Here is a 26,208-nt window from a genome sequence, read left to right as displayed (position 1 = left end):
GACGTGCACGGCCGCCGCTACCTCGACTGCCTGGCCGCATACAGCGCGGTCAACTTCGGCCACGGCAACCCGGAGCTGCTGGCGGCTGCGCGCGAGCAGCTCGACCGCGTGACGCTCACGAGCCGCGCCTTCCACTCGGCCGCCCTCGGCCCGTTCGTCGAGGCGCTCGCGACGCTCGCCGGCAAGGACATGGTGCTGCCGATGAACACCGGCGCCGAGGCCGTCGAATCCGGCATCAAGCTCGCCCGCGCCTGGGGCTACCGGGTGAAGGGCGTCGCGGCGGGGATGGCGAACATCATCGTCGCCGGGGGCAACTTCCACGGTCGCACCACCACCATCATCAGCTTCTCCGACGACGAGTCGGCCCGCGCCGACTTCGGTCCGTTCACCCCCGGCTTCCGCACCGTGCCGTACGGGGACGCCGCGGCGCTGGAGGCGGCCATCGACGAGAACACCGTGGCCGTGCTGCTCGAGCCGATCCAGGGTGAAGCCGGCATCGTGGTGCCGCCCGCGGACTACCTGCCCGCGGTCCGCGAGCTCACCACCCGGCACAACGTGCTGTTCATCGCGGATGAGATCCAGTCAGGCCTCGGCCGCACGGGGGCGACCTTCGCCGTGGAGCAGGTCGGCGTCGTGCCGGACCTCTACCTGCTCGGCAAGGCCCTCGGCGGGGGCATCGTGCCGGTCTCCGCGGTCGTCGGCAACGCCGACATCCTGGGCGTGCTGCGCCCGGGCGAACATGGTTCCACCTTCGGCGGCAACCCGCTGGCCGCGGCCGTGGGCCTGGCCGTGGTGAACCTGCTCGCCACCGGCGAATACCAGCGTCGCGCGCGGGACCTCGGCGGGCACCTGCACGAGCGGCTGCTCGGCCTGGTGGGGCACGGCGTGATGGAGGTGCGCGGTGCGGGCCTCTGGGCCGGCATCGACATCGACCCCGCCCTGGCGACGGGCCGCGCGGTCTGCGAGGCGCTGATGGAGCGCGGCGTGCTGGCCAAGGACACCCACGGATCCACCATCCGCCTCGCCCCGCCGCTGGTGGTCGAGGCGGACGACCTGGATTGGGCGGTCGACCAGCTCGCCGCAGTGCTCGAGGAGTTCGGCGCCGCGTAACCGGCGCCATCATCCGCGACGCCGGCGTCAGAAGCGGCCGGGCAGCGAGTCGACGGCGTGCGCGGCCAGCGGGTCGATGCGGCCCAGCCGGGTCAGCTGGGTCACGTGCGCGGGCTCGAGCTCCTCGAGCGAGTTGACGCCGAGCAGTCGCATGGTGCGGGCGACCTGGTCGGAGAGGATCTGGATGGCCCGGTCCACGCCGGCCTCGCCGCCGGCCATCAACCCGTACAGGTAGGCGCGACCGATCATGGTGAACCGGGCGCCGAGCGCCACGGCGGCCACGATGTCCGCGCCGCTCATGATGCCGGTGTCCAGGTGCACCTCGAGGTCGTTGCCCACCTCGCGCGCCACGCTCGGCAGCAGGTGGAACGGGATGGGTGCCCGGTCGAGCTGCCGGCCGCCATGGTTGGACAGGGTGATGCCGTCCACGCCGAGGTCGGCGAGCTTCTTCGCATCGGCGAGGTTCTGCACGCCCTTCACGACGACCTTGCCCGGCCACTGGTCCTTGATCCAGACCAGGTCCTCGAAGGTCACGGTGGGGTCGAACATGGTGTCCAGCAGTTCGCCGACGGTGCCGCTCCAGCGGTCGAGGCTGGCGAAGGCCAGCGGTTCGGTGGTGAGGAAGTTGATCCACCATTCCGGGCGCGGCAGCGCGTTCACGACGGTGCCGAGGGTGAGCTGCGGCGGGATGGAGAACCCGTTGCGCTTGTCGCGGAGGCGGGCGCCGGCCACGGGCACGTCCACGGTCACCAGGAGGGTGTCGAAGCCGGCAGCGGCCGCCCGCTCCACGAGCGCCATCGACCGGTCGCGGTCCTTCCACATGTACAGCTGGAACCAGTTGCGGCCGTTCGGGTTGGCGGCCTTGACGTCCTCGATCGCGGTGGTGCCCATGGTGGACAGCGAGAACGGGATGCCCGCCTTCGCCGCCGCGTGCGCGCCGGCGATCTCGCCCTCGGTCTGCATCATCCGGGTGAAACCGGTGGGCGCGATGCCGAACGGCAGCGCCACGGGCGCGCCGAGCACGTCCCAGCCGGTGGAGACCGTGGACACGTCCCGCAGGATCGACGGCTGGAACTCGATGTCCTCGAAGGCCTGCCGGGCGCGGGTCAGCGAGATCTCCGCCTCTGCGGCGCCCTCGGTGTAGTCGAACGCGGCCTTGGGGGTGCGCCGCTTGGCGATGGCCCGCAGGTCGTGGATGGTGAGCGCGGACTCGAGGCGACGCTTCTTCGCGTTGAGCTCCGGCACCTTGAACTGCATCAGCGGGGCGAGGTCTTTGATTTTCGGAAGGCGACGATCAACCATGGGTGGGTCCTGTTCTGGGCGTGGGGTCGGCGGGGATGAGGATCTGGGCGGATGGTCAGTGGGCCGGCGCGGTGAGCCGGGTCTCGGCGTAATAGCCGGAGATGTGCGCGTGCACCAGGCTGTGCGCGCCGGCGGGGTCGGCGGCCTCGATGGCGGCGAGGATGCCGCGATGCTCGGCGCGCAGCCGTGCCGAGGTGTCCGGCCAGGACGCCAGCCGGGCGACTCCGGCGCGCGCATACCCCTCGATGGCATTCCGCAGCCCGGCCATGGTGGCGATCACGACCTGGTTTCCGCAGGCCTCGGCCAGGGAGAGGTGGAAGGCGGCGTCAAGGGCGAGGAATTCGTCTTCGCTCAGGCCGGGGGCATCCATGGCGGTGAGCCACTGGACACATCGGCCGAGGTCCGGGTTCGCGGTGTCGGGGTGCAGGGCGGCGGTGAGGACGGCCTCGGCGAGTTCCGCCGCGACGGCGGCTTCGAGCACGAGCCGGGTTTTGACGATGTCGGCCACTGGGAATCCCTGGGCGGCGACCTGCAGGCGCATCAGGGCGCTCATGCCGCCGCCGGGCAGTGCGACGATGATGGCGCCGGAGGTCGGGCCAGAGCCGACGTTGGTGCGGACCAGCCCCAGCACCTCGAGCACCCGGATGGCCTCCCGCACGCTCGAACGGCCGACCCCGAGATCTGCGGCCAGGGCGCGCTCGCCGGGCAGCCGGTCGCCGGGCTTCAGCCGGCCCCAGAGCAGGTCGTTCTCGATGTGCGCGAGCACTGTCTCCCAGGCGCGGCGGTCATCGACGGTCACGGTGTCCTCCTCCATTGGCGGGCGGCGGGTCGACTGCTCTCGGCGACCATGTGGTCTGACCACACAGTCTAGCCAGCCAGCAGGCGAATTGCCAGACCGGAAATCCGGCTCAGCGGGACTGGCGGCGCTTGCCGGGGGCGGACTGACCCTTGACGGCGGGCGCCCGGCCCCGGCCTTTCGAGGCCTTGGCTTTGCCGCCGCCGCCGGACGCGTTGCCGGAGCCCTGCGACGGGCCGCCGGCCGGGGGCATGGAGGCGAGCAGCCCCTTGGACTCGCCCAGTAGCGCGATGCCGGCCTCGGTGAGGTACGGGTTGTCGGAGGCCGGCTCAAACAGGGGCACGCCGAGCTCGGTCTCCAGCGCGGCGATGGACTTCATCAATGTCGTGCGTGACACGTTGAGATTCTTCGCGGCGCGGACGATGTCCAGCTCCTCGGCGACGGCGACGAAACGCCGGAGCAGTGTGGTGTCCACGGGCATCCTCTCAGCCGCACGCGCCAGTCGCGCACCTCTTCGTACAGGCTACGCGGTCGCGACGGCCTCCACCCGGCCGCCGGACTCACACGAACAGCAGGACGATGCCCAGGATGGTCGAACCGGCACCGATGCCGATCAGAATGAGTCCGGTCAGGCGCAGGGCCTTGCCGTCATGGTCCGGTGAGTGGGTGCGGCAGCGGGCGGGCGCGTGCGAGCGGAACCACACCGTGATGTCGTCGCCCGGAACGAGGGCGACCGACTCGTGGCTGTCGGCCAGCGCCTCGTGCACCTCTCCGGTGGCGTCGAACCAGCGGATCACCGGGCCCTGCTGGGTCTCCGCGATGACACCGTCGGTCTCGACCCAGCGGCCGCCGAACCCGCGCATCGACAGCCCCGCGATGTAGAGCGGGATGCCAACGAGCAGGCCGACGATGGTGAAGATCTCGCTGAGCATCGACACGATGTCGTGAAGGTCCACCCGTGCCCGCCGATCTGTCGCTCTGCCTAGGGTGAAATGTTATCGTGCAGAACCACGCTTCACCGTGTCGGCTGGTAGCGCCGAGGCCCGAACGCCTGCCGCACCAGGTCCCGCAGGCCCTCCAGGCTGCCTCTCGCGAAACCCTGGGCGCGGGCCTGCACCAGGACGTTCCCGATGGCGGTGGCCTCGACCGGGCCGGCCAGGACCGTCAGGCCGGTGTGGTCCGCGGTGAGCTGGCAGAGCAGCGCGTTCTGCGAACCGCCGCCCACGATGTGGACGGTGCGCACCGTGCGGCCGGAAAGCTCGGTGATGGTACGGAGGGTGCGGGCGTAGGCGGCCGCGAGGCTTTCCACGATGCTGCGCACCAGTTCGGCCCGGCTGGCCGGCGGGCGCAGGCCCTGCTCGAGGAGGTACCCCTCGATGCGGGCCGGCATGTCACCCGGCGCCAGGAAGCGGGCGTCGTCGACGTCGAAGAGGATGCCTGGCCCGGGCAGCGCGGCGGCCTCGGCGAGGAGGCTGGTCAGGTCGACCTGCTCGCCGGCGCGTTCCCAGCTGCGGATCGACTCGCTGAGCAGCCACAGCCCCATCACGTTGCGGAGGTAGCGCACCCGGCCGTCGACGCCGCCCTCGTTGGTAAAGTTCGCCGCCCGGCTGGCCTCGGTGAGCACCGGGGACCCCAGCTCCACGCCGACGAGGGACCAGGTGCCGCTGGAGATGTAGGCGCAGTCGTCGGTGAGCATCGGCACGGCGACGACGGCGGATGCGGTGTCGTGCGACCCCACCGCCACCAGCTCGAGCCGCTCGGAACCCACCTCGGCGGCCACGCCCGGTAGCAGAGCCCCGATGCGTTCGCCCGCGGAGACCAGTTCAGGGAAGAGGTCGCGGGACAGCCCGAGGTCGGCCATGAGGGCGTCGTTCCAGCCGGCGGCCGACCCGCCGTCGGGGTGCAGCAAGCCGGTGGTGGACGCATTGCTGCGTTCGGCGACCCGGCGGCCGGTCAGCCAGTACCCGAGCAGGTCGGGGATCAGCAGCAGACCGTCCGCCGCATCGAGGTCGCCCGCGGCGCGATCGGCGGCCAGCTGGTACAGCGTGTTGAACGGCAGGACCTGCAAACCGTTCTGGCTATACAGCTCGGCCGGCGCGACCCGATTATGGGTGGCATCGACACCGGCCGCGGTGCGGTCGTCCCGGTAGTGGTACGGGGTGCCCAGCATCCGGTCGCCGCGCAGCAGCGCGTAGTCGACGGCCCAGGAGTCGATGCCGGCGCTGGCCAGGTCGGGGGCCTCGCGCACCGCCGCCTGCAGCCCCACGAGCGCATTGCGGTAGAGCTCGAGGATGTTCCAGTGCAGACCGTCGATGGTGCGCACCGGGTTGTTCGGAAACCGCGCCACCGAGTGCAGTTCGAGCCGGTTGGCCGCGACGTGACCGAGCATGACCCGGCCGCTCGAGGCGCCGAGGTCGACCGCCGCGACGCTGCCGCCGGCCACGCTGCCCGCCCCACGCGCCCGCGTGGGCACCGCCCCGGTCACCGGAGGAAGGCGGCGGCGACGCCGGCGTCGACCGGGATGTGCAGCCCGGTGGTGTGGCTCAAGTCCGCCGTGCAGAGCACGAACACCGCGTTGGCCACATTCTCGGGCAGCACCTCGCGCTTGAGCAGGGTGCGCTGGGCGTAGTACTTGCCCAGGTCCTCCTCCTGCACGCCGTAGACCGCGGCGCGCTTGGCGCCCCAGCCACCGGCGAAGATGCCGGAGCCGCGCACCACGCCGTCGGGGTTGATGCCGTTGACCTTCACGCCGTATTCGCCGAGCTCGGCGGCGAGCAGGCGAACCTGGTGGGCCTGGTCGGCCTTGGTGGCCGAGTAGGCGATGTTGTTCGGGCCGGCGAAGACCGAGTTCTTCGAGGAGATGTAGATGATGTCCCCGCCGAGCTTCTGGTCGATGAGCACCTTCGCGGCGGCCCGGGAGACCAGGAAGGAGCCCTTGGCCATCACGTTGTGCTGCAGGTCCCAGTCGGCCACCGTGGTCTCCAGCAGCGACTTCGACAGCGACAGGCCGGCGTTGTTGACCACCAGGTCGAGGCCACCGAAGGCGAGCACGGCGGCGTCGACGCCGGCCTGCACCTGCGTCTCGTCGGTGACGTTGGCCTGCACGCCGATCGCGACGTCTTCGGTGCCGATCTCGGCGGCGGCGGCCTGCGCCTTCGCCAGGTCGAGGTCGGCGATCACGACGCACGCGCCCTCCGCCGCGAGGCGGGTGGCGATGGCCTTGCCGATGCCGGAGGCCGCACCGGTGACCAGGGCGACGCGGGTGGCCAGGGGTTTGGGCTTGGGCATCCGCTGCAGTTTGGCCTCTTCGAGGGCCCAATACTCGATCTTGAACTTCTCGGCCTCGTCGATCGGGGCGTAGCTGGAGAGGCCCTCGGCGCCGCGCATCACATTGATGGCGTTGAGGTAGAACTCGCCGGCGACGCGGGCGGTCTGCTTGTTCGCGCCGTAGCTGAACATCCCGACCCCTGGGATGAGGACGATGAGCGGGTCGGCGCCGCGGATGGCGGGGGAGTCGTCGGTCTTGTTGCGGTCGTAGTAGCCCTGGTAGTCGGCGCGGTACGCCTCGTGCAGCTCCTGCAAGCGGGCGATCGCGTCCTCGACCGGGGCGTCGGCCGGCAGGTCGAGCAGCAGCGGCTTCACCTTGGTGCGCAGGAAGTGGTCGGGGCAGCTGGTGCCCAGCGCGGCCAGGCGCGGGTGCTCGGCGCGCGCGAGGAAGTCCAGGACCTCCGGTGCATCCGTGAAATGGCCGACCTTGGCGCTGTCGGTGGAAACCAGGCCGCGCAGGGTGGGGGCGAGGGCGGCGGCCTTGGCGCGGCGCTCGGCCGCGACCAGCGGTGCGTAGCCGGCCAGTTCGGCGCCGAACGGTTCGGCGCTGGAGTGCTCGTCGATGTAGTCGGTGCCGGTCTGGATGATCCAGAGCGAGTTCGCCTCGCATGCCTCGCTGGTGTCGCCCCAGGCGGTGATGCCGTGGCCGCCGAGGATGCAGCCGATGGCGTCCGGGTTGGCGTCCTTGATCGCTGCGATGTCCAGGCCGAGCTGGAAGCCCGGGCGGCGCCAGGGGACCCAGACCACCTTGCCGCCGAAGATCGTGGCGGTCAGCGCCTCGCCGTCGGCCGCGGTCGCGATGGCGATGCCGGAGTCCGGGTGCAGGTGGTCGACGTGGGCGGCATCGACCAGCCCGTGCATGGGCGTGTCGATGGACGGGGCGGCGCCACCCTTGCCGTGCAGGGTGTAGTCGAGGGCTGCGACCATCTCGTCTTCACGGCCGACGCCGGGGTAGACGTTGGTGAGGGCGCGCATCCGGTCGAGCCGCAGCACGGCGAGCCCTGACTCGGTGAGCGTACCGAGGTCACCGCCGGAGCCCTTGACCCAGAGCAGTTCGACCGTGTCGCCGGTGACGGGGTCGATTTCGGTGCCCTTGGCCGAGGTGTTGCCGCCGGCGTAGTTGGTGTTCTTCGGGTCGGCGCCGAGCCGGTTGGAACGGGTGATCAGCTCTGCTGTTGTGGAGTTGGTCATGAGGCTTCCTTGATGCTGGAGGGGACATGGGATTGGAGGGTGGAGTCGAGCGGGGAGAGTAGCCAGTCGGCCATCGTGGCGATGCTGGCGAGGGCGGCGGGGCTGTCGGGCTGGTTCAGGTGCCCGTGGGTGGTGTCAGGCTCGAACAGGCAGGTGACGTGAACGCCGGCCGTGTCCAGTTCGTCGGCGTAGGCCTCGCCGGAGGAGCGGAGGCTGTCGCGCTCGGAATTGAGGATCAGGGTCGGGGGCAGGCCGGTGAGGTCGTGGCCGCCGGGAAAGGCATGCGGATTCGCCAGCGCGGCCGGGTCCTGCACGTAGTTGAGGTTCATCCTGGCCACCGCTTCGGGGCGGAAGAGCCGGTCCTCCGGCAGGTTCCTGAGCTTCGCCGCCAGTTCGGGGCTGGGCTCGGGCAGCGCCGCGTGCACGGTCGGGTAGGCCAGCAGGACCTGGGCGGGCGTGTGCTGGCCGGCGTCGCGCAGGCGCAGGGAGGCGCCGGCGGCCAGTGCCGCCCCGGCACTCGCCCCGCCGAGGGAGATCGACTCCGGATTCAGGCCGAGCTCTGCCGCGTGGTCGACGGTCCAGGTGAACGCGGCGAGCACGTCGTCGGAGGGCACCGGGAAGTGCGCGCCATCCTCGCCCAGGGCGCCGTCGTCCTCGAAGGCCAGCTGGGGCGCCAGCCGGTAGGCCACCGACACCACGCCGATGCCGCGACCGGCGAGCTGCCGGGCGACCCAGTCGCCCTCCGGCATGTCGAGGTCGCCGTACGCGAAGCCGCCGCCGTGCAGCCAGACGAGGCCGGGGGCGAAACCGGCGGTGTCGCCCCGGGCTGGGTAGATCCGCACGGGGATTGGACCGTGCGGACCGGTGAGGTCCCGGTCGGTCATGCTCAGGCGCCCCAGCCGGCCTGCTGGCCGCCCACCCGGTCTCCGGCGATCTTCGCCTGGTAGCCGGATGCCGCGTAGGCCGCCATCGGGTCGGCCGGCAGTCCCCGGGTCTCGCGCCAGGCAGCCAGGTCCGACCGCACGTCCGTGTAGAAGGCATCCATCAGGATCCCGTTGGCCCCGAGCACGTCGCCGGCGTCCTGCGCCGCAGTGAGGTCTGTACGGTCGACGAGCAGCGCCCTGGCGGTCATCTCCTGCACGTTGAGCACCGAGCGGATCTGGCCCGGGATCTTGTCCTCGACGTTGTGGCACTGGTCGAGCATGAAGGCGACGGGGGAGTCCGGACCGAAGCCGCCGCCGCGGATGACTTCGTAGAGGATCCGGAACAGTTGGAACGGGTCGGCCGCACCGACGATGAGGTCGTCGTCGGCGTAGAAGCGGGAGTTGAAGTCGAACGAACCGAGCTTGCCGAGGCGCAGCAACTGGGCGACGATGAACTCGATGTTGGTGCCGGGGGCGTGGTGGCCGGTGTCAAGGCAGACGAGGGCGCGCTCGCCGAGGGCGCTCACCTGGGCGTAGGAGGTTCCCCAGTCGGGCACATCGGTGTGATAAAACGCCGGCTCGAAGAACTTGTACTCCAGGACCAGGCGCTGGTCCTGGCCGATGCGCTGGTAGATCTTGCCGAGGGAGTCGGCGAGGCGATCCTGGCGGCCGCGGATGTCGCCCTGGCCGGGGTAGTTGGTGCCGTCGGCCAGCCAGATCTTGAGGTCCTGTGAGCCGGTGGCGTGCATGATGTCGATGCAGTCGAAGTGGTGGTCGATCGCCTTCTGGCGGACGGCTGGGTCCACGTGGGTGAGGCTGCCGAACTTGTAGGCGTCGTCCTGGAAGGTGTTGGAGTTCACGGTGCCGAGGGTGAGGCCCCGCTCGCCGGCGAACTCACGCAACGCTGCGTAGTCGTCGACCTTGTCCCACGGGATGTGCAGCGCGACCTTGGGGGAGAGGCCGGTGTGCCGGTGCACGGTGGCGGCGTCGGCGATCTTCTCCTGGATGGTGCGCGGGGTGCCGGGAGTGCTGAAGACCTTGAATCGGGTGCCGGAGTTGCCGAACGCCCACGAGGGCAGTTCGATGGCCTGGTCGGCGAGCTGGGGGGCGATGGAATCGAACGTCGTCATGAATTGGCCACTTCTGTGTGATCGCTGGCGAGGGACCCGAGGGAGGTGAACTCGAGTCTGGGTAGTCTATATGAATCGTTTCAACGAGTCAATCCGTCAACGGTCTTCTGTTGCCCGGGACCTGGGGCGCGAAAAGGGCCGGCCGTGCGCGTCGCGACGGCCCGCCCTCGAGCAACTCCGTGGTTATGACCGCTCGGGCGCGACCGATTCGAGCGCACGGATCTGGTCGTCGAGGTTGAACACCTCGGTGAGCTGGAGGAAGCCGGTATCAGGGGCGCCGTCGAGGGCCACGAAGAAGGCGCCCATCTCGGCCTGCCAACGGGCGTTGACCTCGGTTGCGGCCATGCCGGCCTGCGCGGCGGCGAGGTCCTCGGTCTCGAGGTAGCCGATCAGCAGGCCGTCCGGCCGCAGGAAGAGTGAGTAGTTGTTCCAGCCGGTCGAGGCGAGGGCCCGAAGCATGCCGGGCCACACGGCGGCGTGCCGCCTGGTGTACTCCGGGATGCATTCGGGCTTCACCTGAAGCTGGAAACATACGCGCTGGGTGCGGCTCGTGCTCGTCATTGAGGGCGGTGCTCCAATCGGGGACCGGCTAAGTGAATCGATTCAATGATGCACCATGTCGGCGGATGCGTACAACAGCCGGTCAAAACTGATTCGTTTCACCCCGAACGGCTACACTTCAGGTGAATTCGCGGCGAAGGAGTACAGGTGGCATCAATCAGCGTCCGCGAGGTGGCGGCAGAGGCAGGCGTCTCGGTCGGCACGGTGTCCAACGTGCTCAACAGCCCGGCCAAGGTGTCGGCCGGCACCCTCTCGAGGGTGCAGGCCGCGATCGAGTTGCTGGGCTTCGTGCGGAATGATGCCGCCCGTCAGCTGCGCGCCGGCCGCAGCCGCAGCATCGGCCTCGTCGTGCTCGACGTGGGCAACCCGTTCTTCACGGACCTGGCCAGGGGTGCGGAAGACCGCGCCGCCCAGGCCGGACTCACGGTGCTGCTGGGCAACAGCGACGAGACCGTCGCGCGGCAGAGCGCCTACCTCGACCTGTTCGAGGAACAGCGGGTGCACGGCGTGCTGATCACCCCGCTGGGCGAGACCGGCGAGCAGCTCACCCGGCTGCGGCTGCGGGGCACCCCCACCGTCCTGGTGGACCGCCAGATCGAGGACCGCAGCTTTTCGTCCGTGGCTGTCGACGATGTCTTCGGCGGGCACCTGGCGGCCGGCCACCTGATCGGCCTGGGGCGGACCCGGCTGGCCTTCGTCGGCGGCCAGCACACCATCCGCCAGGTCACCGACCGGCTGGAGGGCGCCCGGCGCGCGGTGGCCGAGCACCCGGGGGTGACCCTGGAAGTTGTCGAGACGGCGTCGTTGTCGGTGCTGGAGGGACGCAGTGCGGGCGAGGCGATCCGCGCCCGACCGGCTCACGAGCGGCCCGATGCGGTGTTCGCGGCCAACGACCTGCTGGCCCTCGGCGTACTGCAGGCGTTCAGCATGCTCGGCGAGGTGCGGGTGCCGCAGGACATCGCCCTGATCGGCTATGACGATATCGCCTTCGCGTCCGCCGCCGTTGTGCCGTTGTCCTCGATCCGCCAGCCGAGCGCGCTGATCGGGTCGACGGCCGTCGAGCTGTTGCTCCGGGAGGCCGAGGCCGGCGCGGACTTCGTGCCTGAGCAGGTTGTGTTCCAGCCCGAGCTCGTCGTCCGCGCCTCCACGGTCTCCTGACCGCCGTCCTTCGACGGCGGCCCCGGGGTCAGCGCACCGGCACCGCGACAGGCTCTTCCGCTGCGGAGGGTGCGGTCTCGTCGGGGAACTCTTCCGGGTAGCCTTCCCGTTCGATCGCCTGCAGCCACCGCCCAGGCCGCCGGTGACGCGCGCGGCTCCAACGCCATCATGATGGACGCCTTCTACGCCGATGTGCGCCCGGACCTCGCCGCCTGGCGCGAATCTTGCGGACGTGCCGGCGACCCGATGGCGGCCTACGCCGCATCCGGCTACCAGGAGAAGATCTCCGCCGGCCTCGTCGGCGGCCAGCAGGCCAGCTGGGCCGCCTGACCCACCGGAGTCGCCCAACTGTTGCCGCTGCAGACAATTGTGCCCCGCACACCGGGTGCACTTGTCCGCACCGGCAACAGTTGTCTCTGCACCATCCCCGCACCACCACCGAATCGGCGGAACGAACTGCGACCGCGCTCGGTGGCGCGCTTTCCAACGGGCCCACCCGGGTCAATGAGAAGGAAGGGCGGCGCTGCACCGGAACATCGTGCAGCTGTACCGCAACGTGATCGCGGGCCTGGCGACAGCGGTCGCCGACGAGCCCGGGCTGGTCAGCATCGGCGTGGACTCCTGGGCCGTCGACTACGCCCTGCTGCGCCAGGAGCGGATGCTGCCCGCAGGCCAGCACCGGGCCCATCATGTCCGACTCCTCGATGTTCATGTGATCGCTGTCCAGGTGCACTCCGACGTTCGGGTGGTCCAGTTCGTCCAGGTAGGCCAGGGCCTGGCCGGCGGTGTTGAGCACGTTGGTCTCGTAGCGGTTGACCACCTCGAGACCCAACCGGATGCCGAGGCCGGCGGCGCGCTCGGCCACCCGCCGCAGCACCTCCATGCTGTTGGCGCGGCCGCGCGCCGTGGCCGGCGCCGGGTACTTCGCCAGCTGGCTGTACAGGACGCCGACGAAGTACTCCGCGTCAAGCTCGCTGAGAATCTCGACGGCCGTGATCAGCTTCTTTTCCCCCGCGGCTACCACGTCGGGGTCTTCGCTGCTGATATCGGTGTCCGCGCTCTGCTCGAGCGAACTGAACCAAGGAGACAGAACAGTGATCCACACCAGGAAAGTCCTCGCAGCAGGCGCGATTGCGCTCATCGCCACCATGACCTTTGCCGGTTACACCACCCGTAACGACGACTCGGGCGGCGGCAGTGCTGGTTCGACTTCGGGCTCCGACGAGCCCATCAGAGTCGCCTTCGTGCCCAAGCTTCAGGGCATCCCCTATTTCGAAGCCATGGACTCCGGCGGTCAGAAGGCCGCAGAGGAGCTGGGCATCGAATGGCTGTACCAGGGGCCCACCACGGCGGATGCGGCGGCGCAGGCCGACATCGTGCGCTCGTTCATCCAGCAGGACGTCGACGCCCTCATTGTGGCCCCGAACGACCCGGACTCGATGGCGCCGCTGCTGCAGGAGGCTGCCGACAAGGGCATCCAGCTGGCCACCAGCGACACGGACGCCCCCGATTCGGTGCGAGAGGTGTTCGTGAACCAGGCCTCCGTCGAAGGGATCGGCCAGGCGCTGACCGACTCGTTGATGACGGCGATGGGCGGCTCCGGCAAGTACGCCATCGTCTCCTGCGGTGAGATCGTCGACATCGTCTACGCCGGTGAGGACCAGGCCGCCGCCACCTCGATGGCGACCGACCTGATGAACGCCAACCCCGACCTCACCGGTCTCGTCGGGGAGTGCACCTCGTCGGCACCCGGCGTCGCCCAAGCGGTCAAGGACGCGGGCAAGATCGGCTCGGTCTTCACCGTGGGCCTGGGCACACCGATGTCGATGGCGCCGTACCTCGAAGACGGCTCCTCCTCGGCCTCCATCCTCTGGGACGTGCAGAACCTGGGTTACCTCACCGCCTGGGCCGGCCTGCAACTGGCCGAGGGCAACGAGTTCGAGGCGACCAACGACGTCAGCGACGACCTGTCGGCCGTCGAATACGACGCCGACACGAAGGTGCTGCTGCTCGGGCCGCCGCTGGAAATCACCAAGGACAACGTCGCCGAGTTCGACTACTGATCCGGCTGCGGGCCGGGGCCTTCCGCCTCGGCCCGCACCCACCCGCACCAATCCGGAAGGAGTCGGCCGTGAGCGCAGAGAACGGCCAGGCCGTGGTCGAGCCCGCGCTTCGGCTCGAGCTGCGGGACATCGTCAAGAGCTACGGCGGTGTCCGCGCCATCCGGCACGCCGACTTCGCCGTGCGGCCGGGCACCGTGCACGCCCTGGTCGGTGAGAACGGCGCCGGCAAGTCCACCCTGATCAAGATCATCGCCGGCGCCGAACGGGCGGATGCGGGCAGCATCGCCTTCAACGGGGAAACCACCACGATCGCCTCCACCGCGGACGCGATCAAACTCGGCGTGCAGACCGTCTACCAGGAACCCCAGCTGTTCCCCGAGCTCAGCGTGGCGGAGAACGTGTTCGTCGGCCGGGAACTCAAGCGCGGGCTGCCCATCGACTGGACGGCGCAGGCCGACCATATGCACGACCTGCTGGGAACCGTCGGGCTGCCGGACCGGATCGCCACCGTGCCCGTCGGCACCCTGTCCATCGCCGAGCAACAGCAGGTCTCGATCGCCAAGGCGCTCGCCGGGGAGGCCACGGTGCTCATCCTCGACGAACCCAGCGCCATCCTCACCGACTCCGAGATCGACGTGCTCTTCGCCGTCATCCGCCGGCTGACGGCATCCGGGGTCGCCGTCATCTACATCTCCCACCGGCTCGACGAACTGTTCCGCATCGCCGACGTGGTGACCGTGATGCGCGACGGCCGCACCATCACCACCGAGGCGATCGGCGACCTCTCGGTGCGTCAGATCGCCGAGCTCATGGTCGGCGGGGTGCTCAGCGAGTCCCGGCCCCAGCAGAGTGCGGCCGGCGGCGAGGTCGTTCTCGAGCTGGACCGCCTCTCCAGTGTCGGCCGGTTCGCCGACGTGAGCCTCACCGTGCGCTCGGGCGAGATCGTGGGGCTCTACGGGCTCGTCGGCTCCGGCGCGGGCGACATCGCCAGCGTCGTCTACGGAATCGACCGGGCCACGAGCGGGCGGATGCTGCTGTCCGGGCAGCCCGTGGCCATCCACTCCGCGGCCAAGGCGCGCAGGTTGGGCATCCACCTGTTGCCGGCCAATCGGTCGGCGCAGGGCTCGTTCTCCTTCCAGAGCATCGCCTTCAACATCATCGCGGGGGAGTTGAAACTGCTCAGCAAGCTGCCCGGCTGGGTCACCCGGCGCAGGGAACGGGACATCGCCCGGAAGTTCATCGACCGGCTGGCCGTGAAGACGCCGAGCCAGAACCAGCCGCTGAGCGCGATGTCCGGCGGCAATGCCCAGAAGGTGGTCCTCGCCCGCCAACTCGTCAAGCGCCCCCGCCTGCTCGTGCTCGTCGAGCCGACGCAGGGAGTCGATGTGGGGGCGAAGGAGGAGATCCACCGCATCATCTCCCGGCTGGCCGACGAAGGCACCGCGGTACTCGTGGTCACCAGCGACCTCGGCGAGGTACTCCGCATCTCCGACCGGATCCTGGTGGTGCGATCCGGCGAGGTCGCGGCGGAGTTCCGGCCCGATGCGACCCAGGTCGAGGTCCTGGCCGCCGCCTCCGGCGCAGAGACCGCAGGACCATCGACCACGAAGGAGTCCGCATGAGCGTCGACCAGCACGGTGCATCCGTCCCAGCGGCACGGGCCACCGCCCGCCGCGTCCTGCCCCCGCCGGTGACCGGCCAGGAGCTGGTGCTGGTGGGGGTGATCGCCCTGCTCTGGATCCTGCTGGGCATTTTCACTCCTGCGTTCCTCACCGCCGGATCGATCCGGCCGCTGCTGGTGTCGGTGGCGCCGATCGCGCTCATCGGGGTGGGCATGACCTTCATCATCATCACCGCCGGGATCGACGTGTCGGTGGGCGGGGCGATCATGCTCTGTGCGGTCGTCACGGCGAAAAGCCTGGTTGACCTGGACCTGGCACTGCCGCTGGCCATCGGCCTCTCCATCGGGCTGGGCCTGCTGCTCGGCCTGCTCAACGGGGTGCTCATCGCCTATGGCCGGGTGCACGCCATCATCATCACCTTCGGCACCGCGAACGTGTTCCAATTCCTGGCCTTGCGGGTGTTCGGGTCGTCCACCGTCAACGGCATCCCCGGCACCTTCGACGTCTTCGGCCGGGGCGAGGCAGGGCGCACCTTCGGTATCCCGCACAGCTTCCTCATCACCGTCGTCATCGTCGCGGTGGCCTGGTGGTATCTGCGGCACACCTCCGGTGGCCGCAACCTGTTCGCGATCGGCGGCAACGCGCAGGCCGCCCGGCTGGCAGGCATCGCCGTGCAGCCGCGGATCCTCGCCGCCTACGCGCTGACCGGCGCCCTGGTGGGCCTCGCGGCCTGCTTCTTCATCGCCGCCGGAACGTCCACCCTCGACCAGGCCGTCGGCTCTGGACGAGAGCTCGCCGTGATTGCCGCCGTCGTGATCGGCGGCACCTCCATCCTCGGTGGCCGCGGATCGGTGATCGGCACCCTGCTCGGGGCGATCCTGGTGCAGACGGTGACGTCCGGAGTGACCCAGATCGGCTGGCCGTCGCAGCTGGCCAACCTCTTCGTGGGGCTGTTCATCATCATCGCCGTGGGCACGGACCTGCTCCGCCAGCGGGCCAGGAAGGCATCATGACCGTCACATCGAACTCAACGGCACCGCCGTCCGGCGCCCCGGCGGAGGCGCCCCGGGAACGCCGCGGCCTGTTCTCCCGTGGCCTTGAGGCCCTGCTCACCCAACGGGTGGCGCTCCTGGTCGTGCTCATCGTGCTGCTGCTGATCGTCATGAGCATCCTGGATGCCGCCGGACTGCTGAGCGGATCGTTCAACTCCGACTACCTCGCCGCCGCCCTGATCAGCGCGGTGCCGCTGGCAATGCTGGGCCTGGCCCAGCTGATGGTGATCCTGTCGGGCAGGGGCGGGATCGACCTGTCGGTGGGATCGATGGTCTCACTCACCGGGGTGGTTTTCGGCTACGCCTACGGACTCTGGGGCTGGAGCCTGATCGCGGCCCTGATTCTGGCCGTCGTGGTCGGCGGCGTGTGCGGCGCCGTCAACGGGGTCCTGGTGGCTTACATCGGCTTCCCGCCGCTGATCGCCACCCTCGCCACCTACTACGCCTACCGGTCGCTGGCCCTGGTGGTGAGCGACCAGAAACCGGTCAACTCGCCGGTGATCCGGGACTTCTACTCGGCGGCGAAATCCGTGGAGATCCCGCTGGTCGGCGGGTCATTGCCGCTGGTGCCACTGGGCATCTTCACGTTCCTGATCCCCACCATCGTGGTCGTCTGGCTGCTCCTGAACAAGACGACCTTCGGCCGCCGGCTGTACGCGCTCGGCACCAACAACGTGGCGGCGACCTGGTCGGGCATCAACGTGAACCCCAACCGACTGGCCGTCTACGTCGCATCCGGGGTCATCTCGGGTCTGGTCGCGGTGGTCACGGTCGCCCAGTTCGCTTCGGCCCGCCCGGACGCCGGTACCAGCGGCAACGGCATGGCGCTGCCGGCGATCACCATCGCGGTGCTGGGCGGCGTTGCCATCACCGGCGGCATCGGCCGGGTGGCCGGCATCGTCTTGTCCACCCTGCTGATCGTCTGGATCAACGCCAGCATCCTGCTGACGCTGCCCGGCAACGACGGCACCCGGTTCCAGCTGCTGGCGCTGGGCGCCGTGCTGATCTTCGCGTCGCTGCTGAACGGGCTCACCAAACGCATATACGGCGGAATCTGACCCGTGCGCTTCGGTGGTGCGGCTAACGGGGGCTGGTCGCTTCGACCACGGCGATCTCGCGGGTCGCGGTTTCGCGGTCCCGTTCGGCTGCGGCGGCCTTCGTCGACACCACGCGGATGGCCGAGGTGAGCGGGTGGCCGTCGCCACGGTGCCGCACATGCAACCGCGGTGCGCTGCGGGGTGAGCTGCGCGGGCGAGAGCGGACCCGCAGTCGCTGGTAGCGGATCATCCAGAACAGCACGGCGGCGGCGGCCAGGAGGCCCGAGACCGCGGCGACGCCGATCGCCCAGCGCGGGCCGTACTGGTCGGCGACCCAGCCCACCAGGGGAGCGCCGAGCGGGGTGCCGCCGGCGAAGATGGCCATGTACAGCGCCATCACCCGGCCGCGCATGGCCGGTTCGGTGGTGGTCTGCACGTAGGCGTTCGCGGTGGTCATCAGCGTCAGCGAGGTGAGCCCCACGAACGCGAGCGAGATGGCGAAGGTGATGTAGTTGGGCATCAGAGCGGCGATCGCGCAGGTGAGGCCGAAAAAGAACGCGCCGCCCACCACCAGGCGCATCCGCGGCCGGCTGCGTCGGGCCGAGAGCAGGGCGCCGGCCACGCTGCCCACCGCCATGATGGAGCTGAGCATGCCGAACTCGCTGGCGCCCATGCCGAACTCGACGGTGGCCATCGTGGAGGTGAAAATCGCGAAGTTGAAGCCGAAGGTGCCCACCAGGAATACCGTGATCAGCACGGCGACGATGTCCGGCCGTTTCCAGACGTACCGGAACCCGGCCACGAGCTGGCCGCGCTCCCGGGGCGCTCGGGGTTGCGTGCGGAGGTCCTTGGTGCGAAGCAGCAGCATCGCCAGGACGGTGAAGCCGAACGTGACGGCGTTGATCAGGAATACCCAGCCGGCCCCGACGGCCACGGTGAGCAGACCAGCTGCGGCGGGGCCGATCAGCCGGGCTCCGTTGAACGATGCCGAGTTGAGGGCGACCGCGTTGGAGAGGTTGTCGTCGGGCAGGAGCTCGGAGACGAAGGTCTGCCGTGCCGGAGCGTCGATCGCGGCGACGACGCCCAGGGCGAGGGCGAAGAGGTGCACGTGCCACAGCTCGACAACGCCCGTGACGGTGATGATGCCCAGGCCCAGGCCGAGCAGGCCCATCAGCGTCTGGGTGAGGATCAGCAGCTTGCGACGGTCGAACCGGTCGGCGATGAGTCCGGACCACGGCATCAGCAGCAGCTGCGGCCCGAATTGCAGGGCCATCACGATGCCCACCGCGGTGGCGTTGTGGTCGGTGAGCTGGGTCAACACGATCCAGTCCTGGGCCGTGCGCTGCATCCAGGTGCCCACGTTGGACACCAGGGCGCCGGCGAACCAGATCCGGTAATTGACCACGCTCAGGGAGCGGAACATTGCACTCAACTGTTGGCGAGCTCCTTCATGATGTCGGTGGCGGCGGCCAGTACCTGGCGTTGTTCGGGGGTGAGGTGCAGGATGCGCTTGGCGATCCAGTCGTCGCGGCGCCTGCGGGTCTCGCGGACCAGGGCATGACCGCTGTCGGTGACGGTGAGCACGACCTTGCGGCCGTCCTCGGCGGAGCCGACGCGGTCGACCAGGCCGGCCTCCACGAGCGCGTTGACGGTGCGGTTCATCGAGGGCGGGGTGACCCGCTCCTCCTCGCTGAGCGCGCTGAGGGTCATCGGACCGAGCCGGAAGACCGCGCCCAGGGCGGAGAACTGGCCGCTGGTCAGCTCGTTGTCGGCCTGCTCCTGGCGCACCCGGCGGGCCAGCCGGCCGTTCGCGAGGCGGAAATCGTGGCTGAGCTCCGCGACCGTCCGGCGCGGGGCGTGCGTGGCGGGCGCACTGGGGTGCCCGGGGGCGGGCGAAGAAAGAAAAGTCATGATTACTTAGCCTAACAAATTAGCCATGCTAATGATTCCCGGCCGCCCCGATTCCCTCAACTGTGTCCGCATGGGGAACAGTTGGGGGAACAGGAAGGGGAGTTCTGCGGCAGAATGAGGCCGTGCCCACCTTCATTGACGAATACGGCGTGCCGATCGTGTACTACGCCTGGCCGGTCGACCATCCGCGCGCCATCGTGCAACTCGTGCACGGGGTGGGGGAGCACGCGCTGCGCTACCGCGAAGTGGCCCGCACGCTGAACGCGGCCGGCTACACGGTCTACGCGGATGACCACCGCGGCCACGGCCAGACCGGGATGCAGCAGCACCGCGGCGACGCCGACCAGCTCGGGAAGCCGGGCCCGGGCGGCCTCCGCGCCGTCGTCGCGGCCGTGCACAGGTTCACCGGGGTGATCCGGCATGCGGTGGCCGAACAAGCCGAGCCGGGCCGGCCACCAGTGCCGCTGGTGCTGCTCGGCCACAGCTGGGGCTCGCTCATGGCGCAAATGATCGTCAACGCGCATCCGCACGACTACCAGGCCGTCGTGCTCACCGGCACGGCGTTCCGTTGGCCCGGCTATGTCAACAGCGGTGACCTCAACACCGGGCACAAGCACCTCGGCACCACTGGTGCGGAATGGTTGAGCCGGGACCCGGCCGTGGCGGCCGCGTTCGTTGCCGATCCGCTGACTACGAGCGTGCCACTGGCGAAGCTGTTCGGCCTGCGCGACGCCGCGCGGATCTTGGGCCGGCCCGCCCGGCGGCTTCCCGCCGCGTTGCCCGTGCTCATTCTGGTCGGCGGCGACGACCCGGTGGGCGGGGAACGCAGCGCGCGGAAGCTGGTGGCCGCGTACAACCGGCGATCGGGCCTGACGGATGTGCGGCTGATCGTGTACCCCGGTGCCCGGCACGAGGTCTTCAACGAGACCAACCGCGACGAGGTGCTGGCCGACCTGGTCGCCTGGCTCGACGCCCACCTTCCGGCCGCCGTGCAGCAGGATCCGGCCGACGATTAGGCTGGGGCTCATGCATGGTGAATACAAGGTTCCGGGCGGCAAGCTCGTGGTGGTCGATCTCGACGTCGTCGACAACGTCATCACCGATTTCCGCCTGGCCGGCGATTTCTTTCTCGAGCCCGACGACGCCCTCGAGGACATCAATGCCGCGGTGAACGGCCTCGCCGCCGACAGCGACGCCGCGACCATCGCCGGCGTGGTGCGGGCGGCGCTGCCGCCCCAGGCCACCCTGCTCGGCTTCTCCCCGGAGTCCGTGGCCGTCGCCATCCGTCGCTCGCTTGCCCACGCCAGCGGCTGGCGCGACTACGAGTGGCAGCTCATCCACACCCAGGCAGTGCCGCCGGTGATGCAGATGGCACTCGACGAGGTGCTCGCCGTCGAGGTGGGCGAGGGTCGCCGCAGCCCCACCCTGCGCATCTGGGAGTGGAATGAGCCCGCCGTCGTCATCGGCAGCTTCCAGTCCCTCAAGAACGAAGTCGACCCGGAAAACGCGGAGAAGTATGGCTTCACCGTGGTGCGCCGGGTATCCGGTGGCGGCGCCATGTTCATGGAGGCCGGCTCCGTGATCACCTACTCGATCTACGCGCCCACCGAGCTCGTGCACGGGATGAGCTTCGCCGACTCCTACGCCTTCCTCGACGAGTGGGTCATCACGGCGCTCAAATCCCTGGGCATCGACGCGCACTACCAGCCCCTCAACGACATCACGAGCCCCACCGGCAAGATCGGCGGCGCCGCCCAGAAGCGACTCGGCAGCGGCGCCGTGCTGCATCACGTCACGATGAGCTACGACATGGACGGCGAGAAGATGGTGCAGGTGCTCCGCATCGGCCGGGAGAAGCTCAGCGACAAGGGCATCACGAGTGCGGCCAAGCGGGTGGACCCGCTGCGCAGCCAGACCGGGCTGAGCCGGGCGGAAATCATCGACAAGATGAAGCAGACGTTCACGAGCCTCTACGGGGCGGTGCCGGGCGAGATCACCGACGAGGAGTACGCCAAGGCCGCCGACCTCGTGGAAAGCAAATTCAGCACCGACGAGTGGATCGGCCGCGTACCCTAACGACCGGGAAGCGTCGTGGCCGGCTACCGGCCGCGGCTGAGCAGGTCCTGGTACTCGGCATGCTGGTCGATCCAGCCCGCCACGAAGGGACACTCCGCCACCACGGTCAGGTCCGTGCGGGTGCGAACGTCATCCAGGGCCTGCTCGACAAGCACGCCGGCCAGGCCGTGTTCACGCTTGGCGGGATCGACCTCGGTGTGGATGAACCGGATCTCTCCCCCCACCAGGCGGTAGTCGGCCAGGCCGGCCGGCTCGCCGTCCAGCCACAGCGTGTAGCGCGAAAGGTCGGCGTCATGCACCACATCGGCGGCGGCATCCTCACGGGTCATCTTGTCGATCGTCATCGGATCAGCGTAGGCCGACTGACAGAATGAGGGAATGCCAAACGCGTGGACTCAGTTCTCTCCCAGCCGAGTCGTCCAGGCCGACAATCTGGAGGTGCTGCCCACGCTGCCCGACGGCTCGTTCACCCTCATCTACCTCGATCCGCCGTTCAACACCGGCCGGGTCCAGAAACGTCAGGCCACCACCTCGGTGCGGAGCACTCTGGCCACCGGGGCGCACGCCGCCGGCACCATCACCGGCTTCAAGGGGCAGCGCTACGAGCGGATCAAGGGCGACCTGCTCGGCTACGACGACCAGTTCGAGGACTACTGGGCGTTCCTGGAGCCGCGCCTGATCGAGGCCTGGCGACTCCTCGCCGACGACGGCACGCTCTACCTGCACCTGGACTACCGGGAGGCGCACTACGCCAAGGTGCTGCTCGACGCGCTTTTCGGCCGGGACTGCTTCCTCAACGAACTCATCTGGGCCTACGACTACGGCGCGAAGTCCAAGAACCGCTGGCCCACCAAGCACGACACGATCCTGGTCTACGTGAAGAACCCGCAGGCGTACTACTTCGACTCACGCACCGTCGACCGCGAGCCGTACATGGCGCCGGGCCTGGTCACGCCGGAGAAGGTGGCCAAGGGCAAGCTGCCCACCGACGTCTGGTGGCATACCATCGTGTCGCCGACGGGCAAGGAGAAGACCGGCTACCCCACCCAGAAGCCGGTGGGAATCCTGCGCCGCATCATCCAGGCGTCCAGCCGGGAAGGCGACTGGGTGCTGGACTTTTTCGCCGGCAGCGGCACGACGGGCGCGGTCGCCGCAGCACTCGGCCGCAAATTCCTGCTCATCGACCAGAACCCGGAGTCGCTGGCCGTGATGCACGAGCGGCTCGGCGCCCTGCCCGAGGTCGATTTCGTCGACGACGACCGGGCGGCAAGACTGGGGGCATGAGACTCCGCATCTTCACCGAGCCCCAGCAGGGCGCCAGCTACGACGACATCCTCGCGGTGGCCCAGGCCACCGAACAGCTCGGTTTCGACGCCTTCTTCCGCTCCGACCACTACCTCGCGATGGGCGAGAACGCCTCCGGGATGCCCGGGCCGACGGATGCCTGGACCACCCTGGCCGGGCTGGCCCGGGAGACGGAGCGCATCCGCCTGGGGACCCTGGTCTCCTCGCTCACCTTCCGCCCGCCAGGGGTCCTGGCGATCCAGGTGGCCCAGGTCGACCAGATGTCGGGCGGCCGGGTCGAGCTCGGCCTCGGTACCGGCTGGTTCGAGCAGGAGCACCTGGCCTACGGCATCCCGTTCCCGGCCAAGCGCTTCGGCATGCTCGAGGAGCAGCTCGAGGTGATCACCGGCCTGTGGGAGACCCCCGTCGGGCAGACCTACAGCTTCGCCGGCGAGCACTACACGCTGGTCGACTCGCCCGCCCTGCCCAAGCCCAGCCAGGCCGGGGTGCCCGTCATCGTGGGTGGCGGCGGTGCCAAGCGCACACCCGCGCTGGCCGCGCGCTTCGCCACCGAGTTCAACCTGCCGTTCCCCGAGTTCGCTGACATTCCCGGAAAGTTCGCCGGGGTGCGGGCCGCCTGCGAGGCCCTGGGCCGCGACCCGCGGGAACTCGTCTACTCGACCGCGCTCATCGCCGTCACCGGCGCGGACGAGGCGGAATTCTCCCGCCGCGCCGCCGCCGTGGGCCGCGAACCCGCCGAACTCCGCGAACACGGGGTGGCCGGAACGGCCGGTGAGATCGTCGATCGGCTCGGAGCGCTCGCCGAGGACGGCGTGGAGTGCGTCTACCTGCAGATCATGGACCTGGCCGACCTCGACCACCTGGACTTCATCGCCCGCGAGGTTGTGCCGCAGCTGGGCTGAACCCGCTGACCGGGCACGGGATCACGCTGATTCGCGCAGTACCAGGCGGGTCGGCATGATGTTGTGGTGCGGCACGGCCTCGTCATCGGCGAGCAGGCGCAGGAGCAGGTCGGCCATCGCGAAGCCCATTTCCTTGGACGGCTGGCTCACCGTGGTCAGCGAGATCGGGCCGGACGTGGCCGCGGGGCTGTCGTCGAAGGACACGACGGCGATGTCCCGCGGCACCAGACGGCCCTTCTCGGCAAGGACTCCCATGGTGCCAACCGCCATCAGGTCGCTCGCGACGAAGAGGGCGTCGACGTCGGGGTGGCGCTCGAGCAGTCGCCGGGTCGCGGCGGCGGCGCCTGCGGCGGTGAAGTCGCCGTGTTCGATGGCGTCCCCGGGCAGGCCGGCCTCGTCGAGGGCGTGGCGGAACCCGGTGAGCCGGTCGATTCCGGCGGGCATGTCGACGGGACCAGTGATGGTGCCGATGCGCCGCCGGCCGAGGTCGATCAGGTGCTGGACTCCGCTGACCGCCCCGGCGATGTTGTCGACGTCGACGAAGTAGTTGTTGCGCCCGGAGTGGTTCGTCGGGCGGCCACCGAAGACGACGGGCATGGCGGTCTCGAGGTTCGCGACGAAATCGTCTCCGGTGTGGTGGGAGATGACCAGTGCACCGTCGACGTTGCCTGAGCGGAGGTAGCGCATGGTCTTGTGTCGCGGGTCGCTCGACGCGACCAGCAGATTCAGCGTGTAGTCGCTCTCGTCCAGTCGGTTGGTGATGCCCTGCACGACGGCGGCAAAGTAGGGATCGCCGAAGAACTTGGTCATGTCCCCGGGGACGATGAGGGCGACGGACTGGGTGTGGTGGCTCGCGAGCGAGCGCGCCGCCCGGTTGGGCACATAGTTCAGCCGTTCGATCGCAGCGTTGACGGACTCCACGACTTCCGGCCGTACCTTGGGCGAACCGTTGACGACCCGGCTGACTGTTGCCCTGGACACACCGGCATCCGCGGCCACCATCTCGAGGGTGGGCTGCGGTGGACGCGCACTCCGGGTTCGCAATGTCATGGCGTCATTCTATTTGCGCTGGTGCCGGTGCCGGGCGCGCCCGCTAGTCCGGTTCATCTTGACAAGCCTGCTCCACCTGGCTTAGGGCGACGGCTCTCGACGAGAGCGCTCTCGCGGTCGGATCAGAGAGCACTTTCAGAACGGTATGTCTTGCAATCGCAGCACACGCACACAAAGGAGTGAAAGAGAAGTTCTCAGAACGCACCAAGGTTGGCGCCGCAGGAGCCTGCGCCGCTTCCTTCGCCCTCATCGCGACGGGTTGTTCGTCGGCCGGAACCGGCGACGCCGCCGGTGACGACGCGATCGAGCTGACCGTCACGACCTTCGGCAGCATGGGCATGGCCGACCTCTACGCCGAGTACGAGGCAGCCAACCCCGGCATCACCATCAAGGCGAACAACATCGACACCGGCGGAAACGCTCGCACGGATGCCTTCACCACGATCGCCGCCGGAAGCGGGCTCTCCGATGTCACGGCCGTCGAAGAAGGCTGGCTTGGATCGATCATGGATGTTTCCGACCAGTTCGTCGACCTCTCCGACTTTGGCGCCGACAAGATCAAGGACCGTTGGGTACCGTGGAAGCTCGCCCAGGGCACAGACGCGGATGGTCGCATCGTCGGTTACGGCACCGACATTGGACCGGAGGGCATCTGCTACAACAGCAAGGCCTCCGCCGCAGCCGGTCTGCCGACCGACCGTGCTGAGGTCGCCGCGCTCCTCGGCGGGGCCGACGCCACGTGGGACGGCTACTTCGCTCTCGGCGAGCAGTACCAGAAGGCCACCGGCAAGGCCTGGTTCGACCAGTCCGGCTTCATCTGGAACTCCATGGTGAACCAGATGGACGAGGGTTACTACACCGCGGACGGTGAACTTAACGTCGTCGACAACGCCGACTTGAAGGCGGCCTGGACCAAGCTGGCCGACGCCAACACCGCCGGTCTCTCCGCCGCGCAGAAGCAGTGGGACTGGAACACCGGCAAGTCGTTCATCGACGGAACCTTCGCGACCTTCATGTGCCCGGGCTGGATGCTCGGTAACGTGCAGGGTCAGGTGAAGACCGCCGGTGGCGACGCCACCGGCGCAACCGAAGGTTGGGACTTCGCCGATGTCTTCCCCGGTGGACCCGCTAACTGGGGTGGAACGTTCTTGACCGTTCCGGTGCAGTCCAAGCACCCGCAGGAAGCCGCCGATCTGGCCGCTTGGTTGACCGACGCCGACCAGCAGGTCGCCGAGTTCCAGGCGCAGGGCCCGTTCCCGAGCGTTACGGCAGCACAGACCGATCCCGCTCTCGCTGAAGCGACGGGTGTGACCGCATTCTTGAACGGTGCGCCGATCGCCGACATCCTCACCAAGCGTGCCGACGGAGTGAAGGCCCAGTTCAAGGGCCAGGACGACTCCACCATCCAGGAACAGGTCTTCGGACCGTCTGCGATCGCGCTCGACACGGGAGTATCGGGCGACAAGGCCTGGGACGACGCCATGACGCTGTTCGACCAGCTCATCACCAACAAATAGCAGCAAGAATCCGCTCGACCGGGCTCCCCGGCGCCGAATCCAGGCGTCGGGGGGTGCCCCTATGTTCTTGTCAAGCGGCAAGCTGGTGGTCGGCTTGGTAGAGGGTGCCGTCGCGGAGCATTGCGTAGAGGACGTCGCAGCGCCTGCGGGCGAGGGCGACGAGGGCTTGGTTGTG

The 26,208-nt window shown here is 69.2% G+C and carries 24 protein-coding genes and 2 pseudogenes; 12 read left to right on the top strand and 14 right to left on the bottom strand.

The genetic code is table 11. The annotated features are described in order from the left end of the window. Positions 1–1,110: ornithine--oxo-acid transaminase (gene rocD / locus JWP54_RS11130; RefSeq protein WP_297371837.1), on the top strand; the 1,110-nt coding region annotated here is incomplete at its 5' end. Positions 1,111–1,137: 27 nt separating this feature from the next. Here the strand turns inward: rocD and JWP54_RS11125 are convergent. The 9 genes from JWP54_RS11125 to JWP54_RS11085 form a co-directional block, all read right to left on the bottom strand. Then, positions 1,138–2,412, bottom strand: a complete 1,275-nt coding sequence (locus JWP54_RS11125; RefSeq protein WP_297371834.1) for an alpha-hydroxy acid oxidase — start codon at positions 2,410–2,412, stop codon at positions 1,138–1,140. A gap of 55 nt (positions 2,413–2,467) precedes the next feature. Further along, positions 2,468–3,211, bottom strand: a complete 744-nt coding sequence (locus JWP54_RS11120; protein ID WP_297371831.1) for a GntR family transcriptional regulator — start codon at positions 3,209–3,211, stop codon at positions 2,468–2,470. 109 nt (positions 3,212–3,320) lie between these two features. After that, the gene (locus JWP54_RS11115; RefSeq protein ID WP_297371828.1) at positions 3,321–3,689 is read right to left on the bottom strand and encodes a LysR family transcriptional regulator; all 369 of its coding nucleotides are present in this window, start codon (positions 3,687–3,689) and stop codon (positions 3,321–3,323) included. A gap of 79 nt (positions 3,690–3,768) precedes the next feature. Then, positions 3,769–4,164 carry a sortase gene (locus JWP54_RS11110; protein ID WP_297371826.1) on the bottom strand — a complete coding sequence of 132 codons (396 nt, stop codon included), beginning with the start codon at positions 4,162–4,164 and terminating at the stop codon, positions 3,769–3,771. 59 nt (positions 4,165–4,223) lie between these two features. Next, positions 4,224–5,651, bottom strand: coding sequence for a rhamnulokinase family protein (locus JWP54_RS11105; protein WP_297371823.1), 1,428 nt, complete (start codon positions 5,649–5,651; stop codon positions 4,224–4,226). Positions 5,652–5,689: 38 nt separating this feature from the next. Next, on the bottom strand, positions 5,690–7,726 hold the full coding sequence (locus JWP54_RS11100) for a bifunctional aldolase/short-chain dehydrogenase (RefSeq protein WP_297371821.1): 2,037 nt from the start codon (positions 7,724–7,726) through the stop codon (positions 5,690–5,692). After that, positions 7,723–8,610 (bottom strand): alpha/beta hydrolase fold domain-containing protein, encoded by an 888-nt coding sequence (locus tag JWP54_RS11095; RefSeq protein ID WP_297371818.1) that lies wholly within the window; start codon positions 8,608–8,610, stop codon positions 7,723–7,725. Before JWP54_RS11095 ends, JWP54_RS11100 begins: the two co-directional genes overlap by 4 nt. 2 nt (positions 8,611–8,612) lie before the next feature. Further along, positions 8,613–9,779, bottom strand: a complete 1,167-nt coding sequence (rhaI, locus tag JWP54_RS11090) for an L-rhamnose isomerase (protein WP_297371814.1) — start codon at positions 9,777–9,779, stop codon at positions 8,613–8,615. A gap of 183 nt (positions 9,780–9,962) precedes the next feature. After that, positions 9,963–10,340, bottom strand: coding sequence for an L-rhamnose mutarotase (locus JWP54_RS11085; protein ID WP_297371811.1), 378 nt, complete (start codon positions 10,338–10,340; stop codon positions 9,963–9,965). A gap of 147 nt (positions 10,341–10,487) precedes the next feature. On the opposite strand from JWP54_RS11085, the gene JWP54_RS11080 reads away from it, so the two are divergent. Next, positions 10,488–11,498 carry a LacI family DNA-binding transcriptional regulator gene (locus tag JWP54_RS11080; RefSeq protein WP_297371809.1) on the top strand — a complete coding sequence of 337 codons (1,011 nt, stop codon included), beginning with the start codon at positions 10,488–10,490 and terminating at the stop codon, positions 11,496–11,498. 123 nt (positions 11,499–11,621) lie between these two features. Beyond that, a pseudogene (locus JWP54_RS11075) lies at positions 11,622–11,828 on the top strand (rhamnose isomerase); the annotation flags it as partial. Positions 11,829–12,081: 253 nt separating this feature from the next. Here the strand turns inward: JWP54_RS11075 and JWP54_RS11070 are convergent. Further along, positions 12,082–12,639 (bottom strand): annotated as a pseudogene (locus JWP54_RS11070) (TIM barrel protein); the annotation flags it as partial. Here JWP54_RS11070 and JWP54_RS11065 point away from each other — a divergent pair. The 4 genes from JWP54_RS11065 (at position 12,593) to JWP54_RS11050 (ending at position 17,293) form a co-directional block, all read left to right on the top strand. Then, entirely contained in the window at positions 12,593–13,561 is a 969-nt protein-coding gene (locus tag JWP54_RS11065) for an autoinducer 2 ABC transporter substrate-binding protein (RefSeq protein WP_297371806.1), read from the top strand. The pseudogene JWP54_RS11070 and the gene JWP54_RS11065 sit on opposite strands and share 47 nt — an antisense overlap. 68 nt (positions 13,562–13,629) lie before the next feature. Further along, complete coding sequence (locus JWP54_RS11060) at positions 13,630–15,183, top strand: sugar ABC transporter ATP-binding protein (protein ID WP_297371803.1); 1,554 nt, start codon at positions 13,630–13,632, stop codon at positions 15,181–15,183. Beyond that, positions 15,180–16,196 (top strand): ABC transporter permease, encoded by a 1,017-nt coding sequence (locus JWP54_RS11055; protein WP_297371800.1) that lies wholly within the window; start codon positions 15,180–15,182, stop codon positions 16,194–16,196. The genes JWP54_RS11060 and JWP54_RS11055 overlap by 4 nt, the downstream gene beginning before the upstream one ends. Further along, positions 16,193–17,293 carry an ABC transporter permease gene (locus JWP54_RS11050; protein WP_297371796.1) on the top strand — a complete coding sequence of 367 codons (1,101 nt, stop codon included), beginning with the start codon at positions 16,193–16,195 and terminating at the stop codon, positions 17,291–17,293. Before JWP54_RS11055 ends, JWP54_RS11050 begins: the two co-directional genes overlap by 4 nt. Before the next feature lie 22 nt (positions 17,294–17,315). Here JWP54_RS11050 and JWP54_RS11045 read toward each other — a convergent pair whose 3' ends face one another. After that, positions 17,316–18,695: an MFS transporter gene (locus JWP54_RS11045; RefSeq protein WP_297371793.1), complete on the bottom strand. Its 1,380-nt coding sequence runs from the start codon at positions 18,693–18,695 to the stop codon at positions 17,316–17,318. A gap of 5 nt (positions 18,696–18,700) precedes the next feature. Then, positions 18,701–19,183: a MarR family transcriptional regulator gene (locus tag JWP54_RS11040; RefSeq protein ID WP_297371790.1), complete on the bottom strand. Its 483-nt coding sequence runs from the start codon at positions 19,181–19,183 to the stop codon at positions 18,701–18,703. Between the two features lie 122 nt (positions 19,184–19,305). On the opposite strand from JWP54_RS11040, the gene JWP54_RS11035 reads away from it, so the two are divergent. Together JWP54_RS11035 and JWP54_RS11030 are read left to right on the top strand one after the other, a co-directional pair. Continuing rightward, a complete protein-coding gene (locus tag JWP54_RS11035) occupies positions 19,306–20,199 on the top strand; it encodes an alpha/beta fold hydrolase (RefSeq protein ID WP_297371787.1) in 894 nt (297 codons plus the stop codon). 10 nt (positions 20,200–20,209) lie between these two features. Continuing rightward, complete coding sequence (locus JWP54_RS11030) at positions 20,210–21,259, top strand: biotin/lipoate A/B protein ligase family protein (protein ID WP_297371784.1); 1,050 nt, start codon at positions 20,210–20,212, stop codon at positions 21,257–21,259. 23 nt (positions 21,260–21,282) lie between these two features. On the opposite strand, the gene JWP54_RS11025 is transcribed toward JWP54_RS11030, so the two are convergent. Further along, a complete protein-coding gene (locus JWP54_RS11025; RefSeq protein ID WP_297371781.1) occupies positions 21,283–21,603 on the bottom strand; it encodes a GNAT family N-acetyltransferase in 321 nt (106 codons plus the stop codon). Between the two features lie 34 nt (positions 21,604–21,637). Between JWP54_RS11025 and JWP54_RS11020 the strand changes: the two genes are divergently transcribed. Together JWP54_RS11020 and JWP54_RS11015 are read left to right on the top strand one after the other, a co-directional pair. Continuing rightward, positions 21,638–22,543, top strand: coding sequence for a DNA methyltransferase (locus tag JWP54_RS11020; protein WP_297371778.1), 906 nt, complete (start codon positions 21,638–21,640; stop codon positions 22,541–22,543). Further along, entirely contained in the window at positions 22,540–23,466 is a 927-nt protein-coding gene (locus JWP54_RS11015; protein WP_297371775.1) for an LLM class F420-dependent oxidoreductase, read from the top strand. The genes JWP54_RS11020 and JWP54_RS11015 overlap by 4 nt, the downstream gene beginning before the upstream one ends. 21 nt (positions 23,467–23,487) lie before the next feature. On the opposite strand, the gene JWP54_RS11010 is transcribed toward JWP54_RS11015, so the two are convergent. Then, positions 23,488–24,516 carry a LacI family DNA-binding transcriptional regulator gene (locus tag JWP54_RS11010; protein ID WP_297371772.1) on the bottom strand — a complete coding sequence of 343 codons (1,029 nt, stop codon included), beginning with the start codon at positions 24,514–24,516 and terminating at the stop codon, positions 23,488–23,490. Positions 24,517–24,695: 179 nt separating this feature from the next. Here JWP54_RS11010 and JWP54_RS11005 point away from each other — a divergent pair, with 179 nt between their 5' ends. Further along, a complete protein-coding gene (locus JWP54_RS11005; protein ID WP_297371769.1) occupies positions 24,696–26,033 on the top strand; it encodes an extracellular solute-binding protein in 1,338 nt (445 codons plus the stop codon). The last annotated feature ends 175 nt before the right edge of the window (positions 26,034–26,208 follow it).

Origin of the sequence: Cryobacterium sp., assembly GCF_025463825.1 — a bacterium.
Classification (GTDB): domain Bacteria; phylum Actinomycetota; class Actinomycetes; order Actinomycetales; family Microbacteriaceae; genus Cryobacterium.
Note: the sequence above shows the minus strand (reverse complement) of the source record. Positions and strands in the feature narration are given on the sequence as shown.

Coding starts and splice junctions, on each gene's coding strand:
- JWP54_RS11125 (WP_297371834.1), bottom strand. CDS start 2,412: ATGGTTGATCGTCGCCTTCCGAAAATCAAAGACCTCGCCCCGCTGATG.
- JWP54_RS11115 (WP_297371828.1), bottom strand. CDS start 3,689: ATGCCCGTGGACACCACACTGCTCCGGCGTTTCGTCGCCGTCGCCGAG.
- JWP54_RS11100 (WP_297371821.1), bottom strand. CDS start 7,726: ATGACCAACTCCACAACAGCAGAGCTGATCACCCGTTCCAACCGGCTC.
- JWP54_RS11095 (WP_297371818.1), bottom strand. CDS start 8,610: ATGACCGACCGGGACCTCACCGGTCCGCACGGTCCAATCCCCGTGCGG.
- rhaI (WP_297371814.1), bottom strand. CDS start 9,779: ATGACGACGTTCGATTCCATCGCCCCCCAGCTCGCCGACCAGGCCATC.
- JWP54_RS11085 (WP_297371811.1), bottom strand. CDS start 10,340: ATGACGAGCACGAGCCGCACCCAGCGCGTATGTTTCCAGCTTCAGGTG.
- JWP54_RS11055 (WP_297371800.1), top strand. CDS start 15,180: ATGAGCGTCGACCAGCACGGTGCATCCGTCCCAGCGGCACGGGCCACC.
- JWP54_RS11050 (WP_297371796.1), top strand. CDS start 16,193: ATGACCGTCACATCGAACTCAACGGCACCGCCGTCCGGCGCCCCGGCG.
- JWP54_RS11045 (WP_297371793.1), bottom strand. CDS start 18,695: ATGTTCCGCTCCCTGAGCGTGGTCAATTACCGGATCTGGTTCGCCGGC.
- JWP54_RS11040 (WP_297371790.1), bottom strand. CDS start 19,183: ATGACTTTTCTTTCTTCGCCCGCCCCCGGGCACCCCAGTGCGCCCGCC.
- JWP54_RS11030 (WP_297371784.1), top strand. CDS start 20,210: ATGCATGGTGAATACAAGGTTCCGGGCGGCAAGCTCGTGGTGGTCGAT.
- JWP54_RS11025 (WP_297371781.1), bottom strand. CDS start 21,603: ATGACGATCGACAAGATGACCCGTGAGGATGCCGCCGCCGATGTGGTG.
- JWP54_RS11020 (WP_297371778.1), top strand. CDS start 21,638: ATGCCAAACGCGTGGACTCAGTTCTCTCCCAGCCGAGTCGTCCAGGCC.
- JWP54_RS11015 (WP_297371775.1), top strand. CDS start 22,540: ATGAGACTCCGCATCTTCACCGAGCCCCAGCAGGGCGCCAGCTACGAC.
- JWP54_RS11010 (WP_297371772.1), bottom strand. CDS start 24,516: ATGACATTGCGAACCCGGAGTGCGCGTCCACCGCAGCCCACCCTCGAG.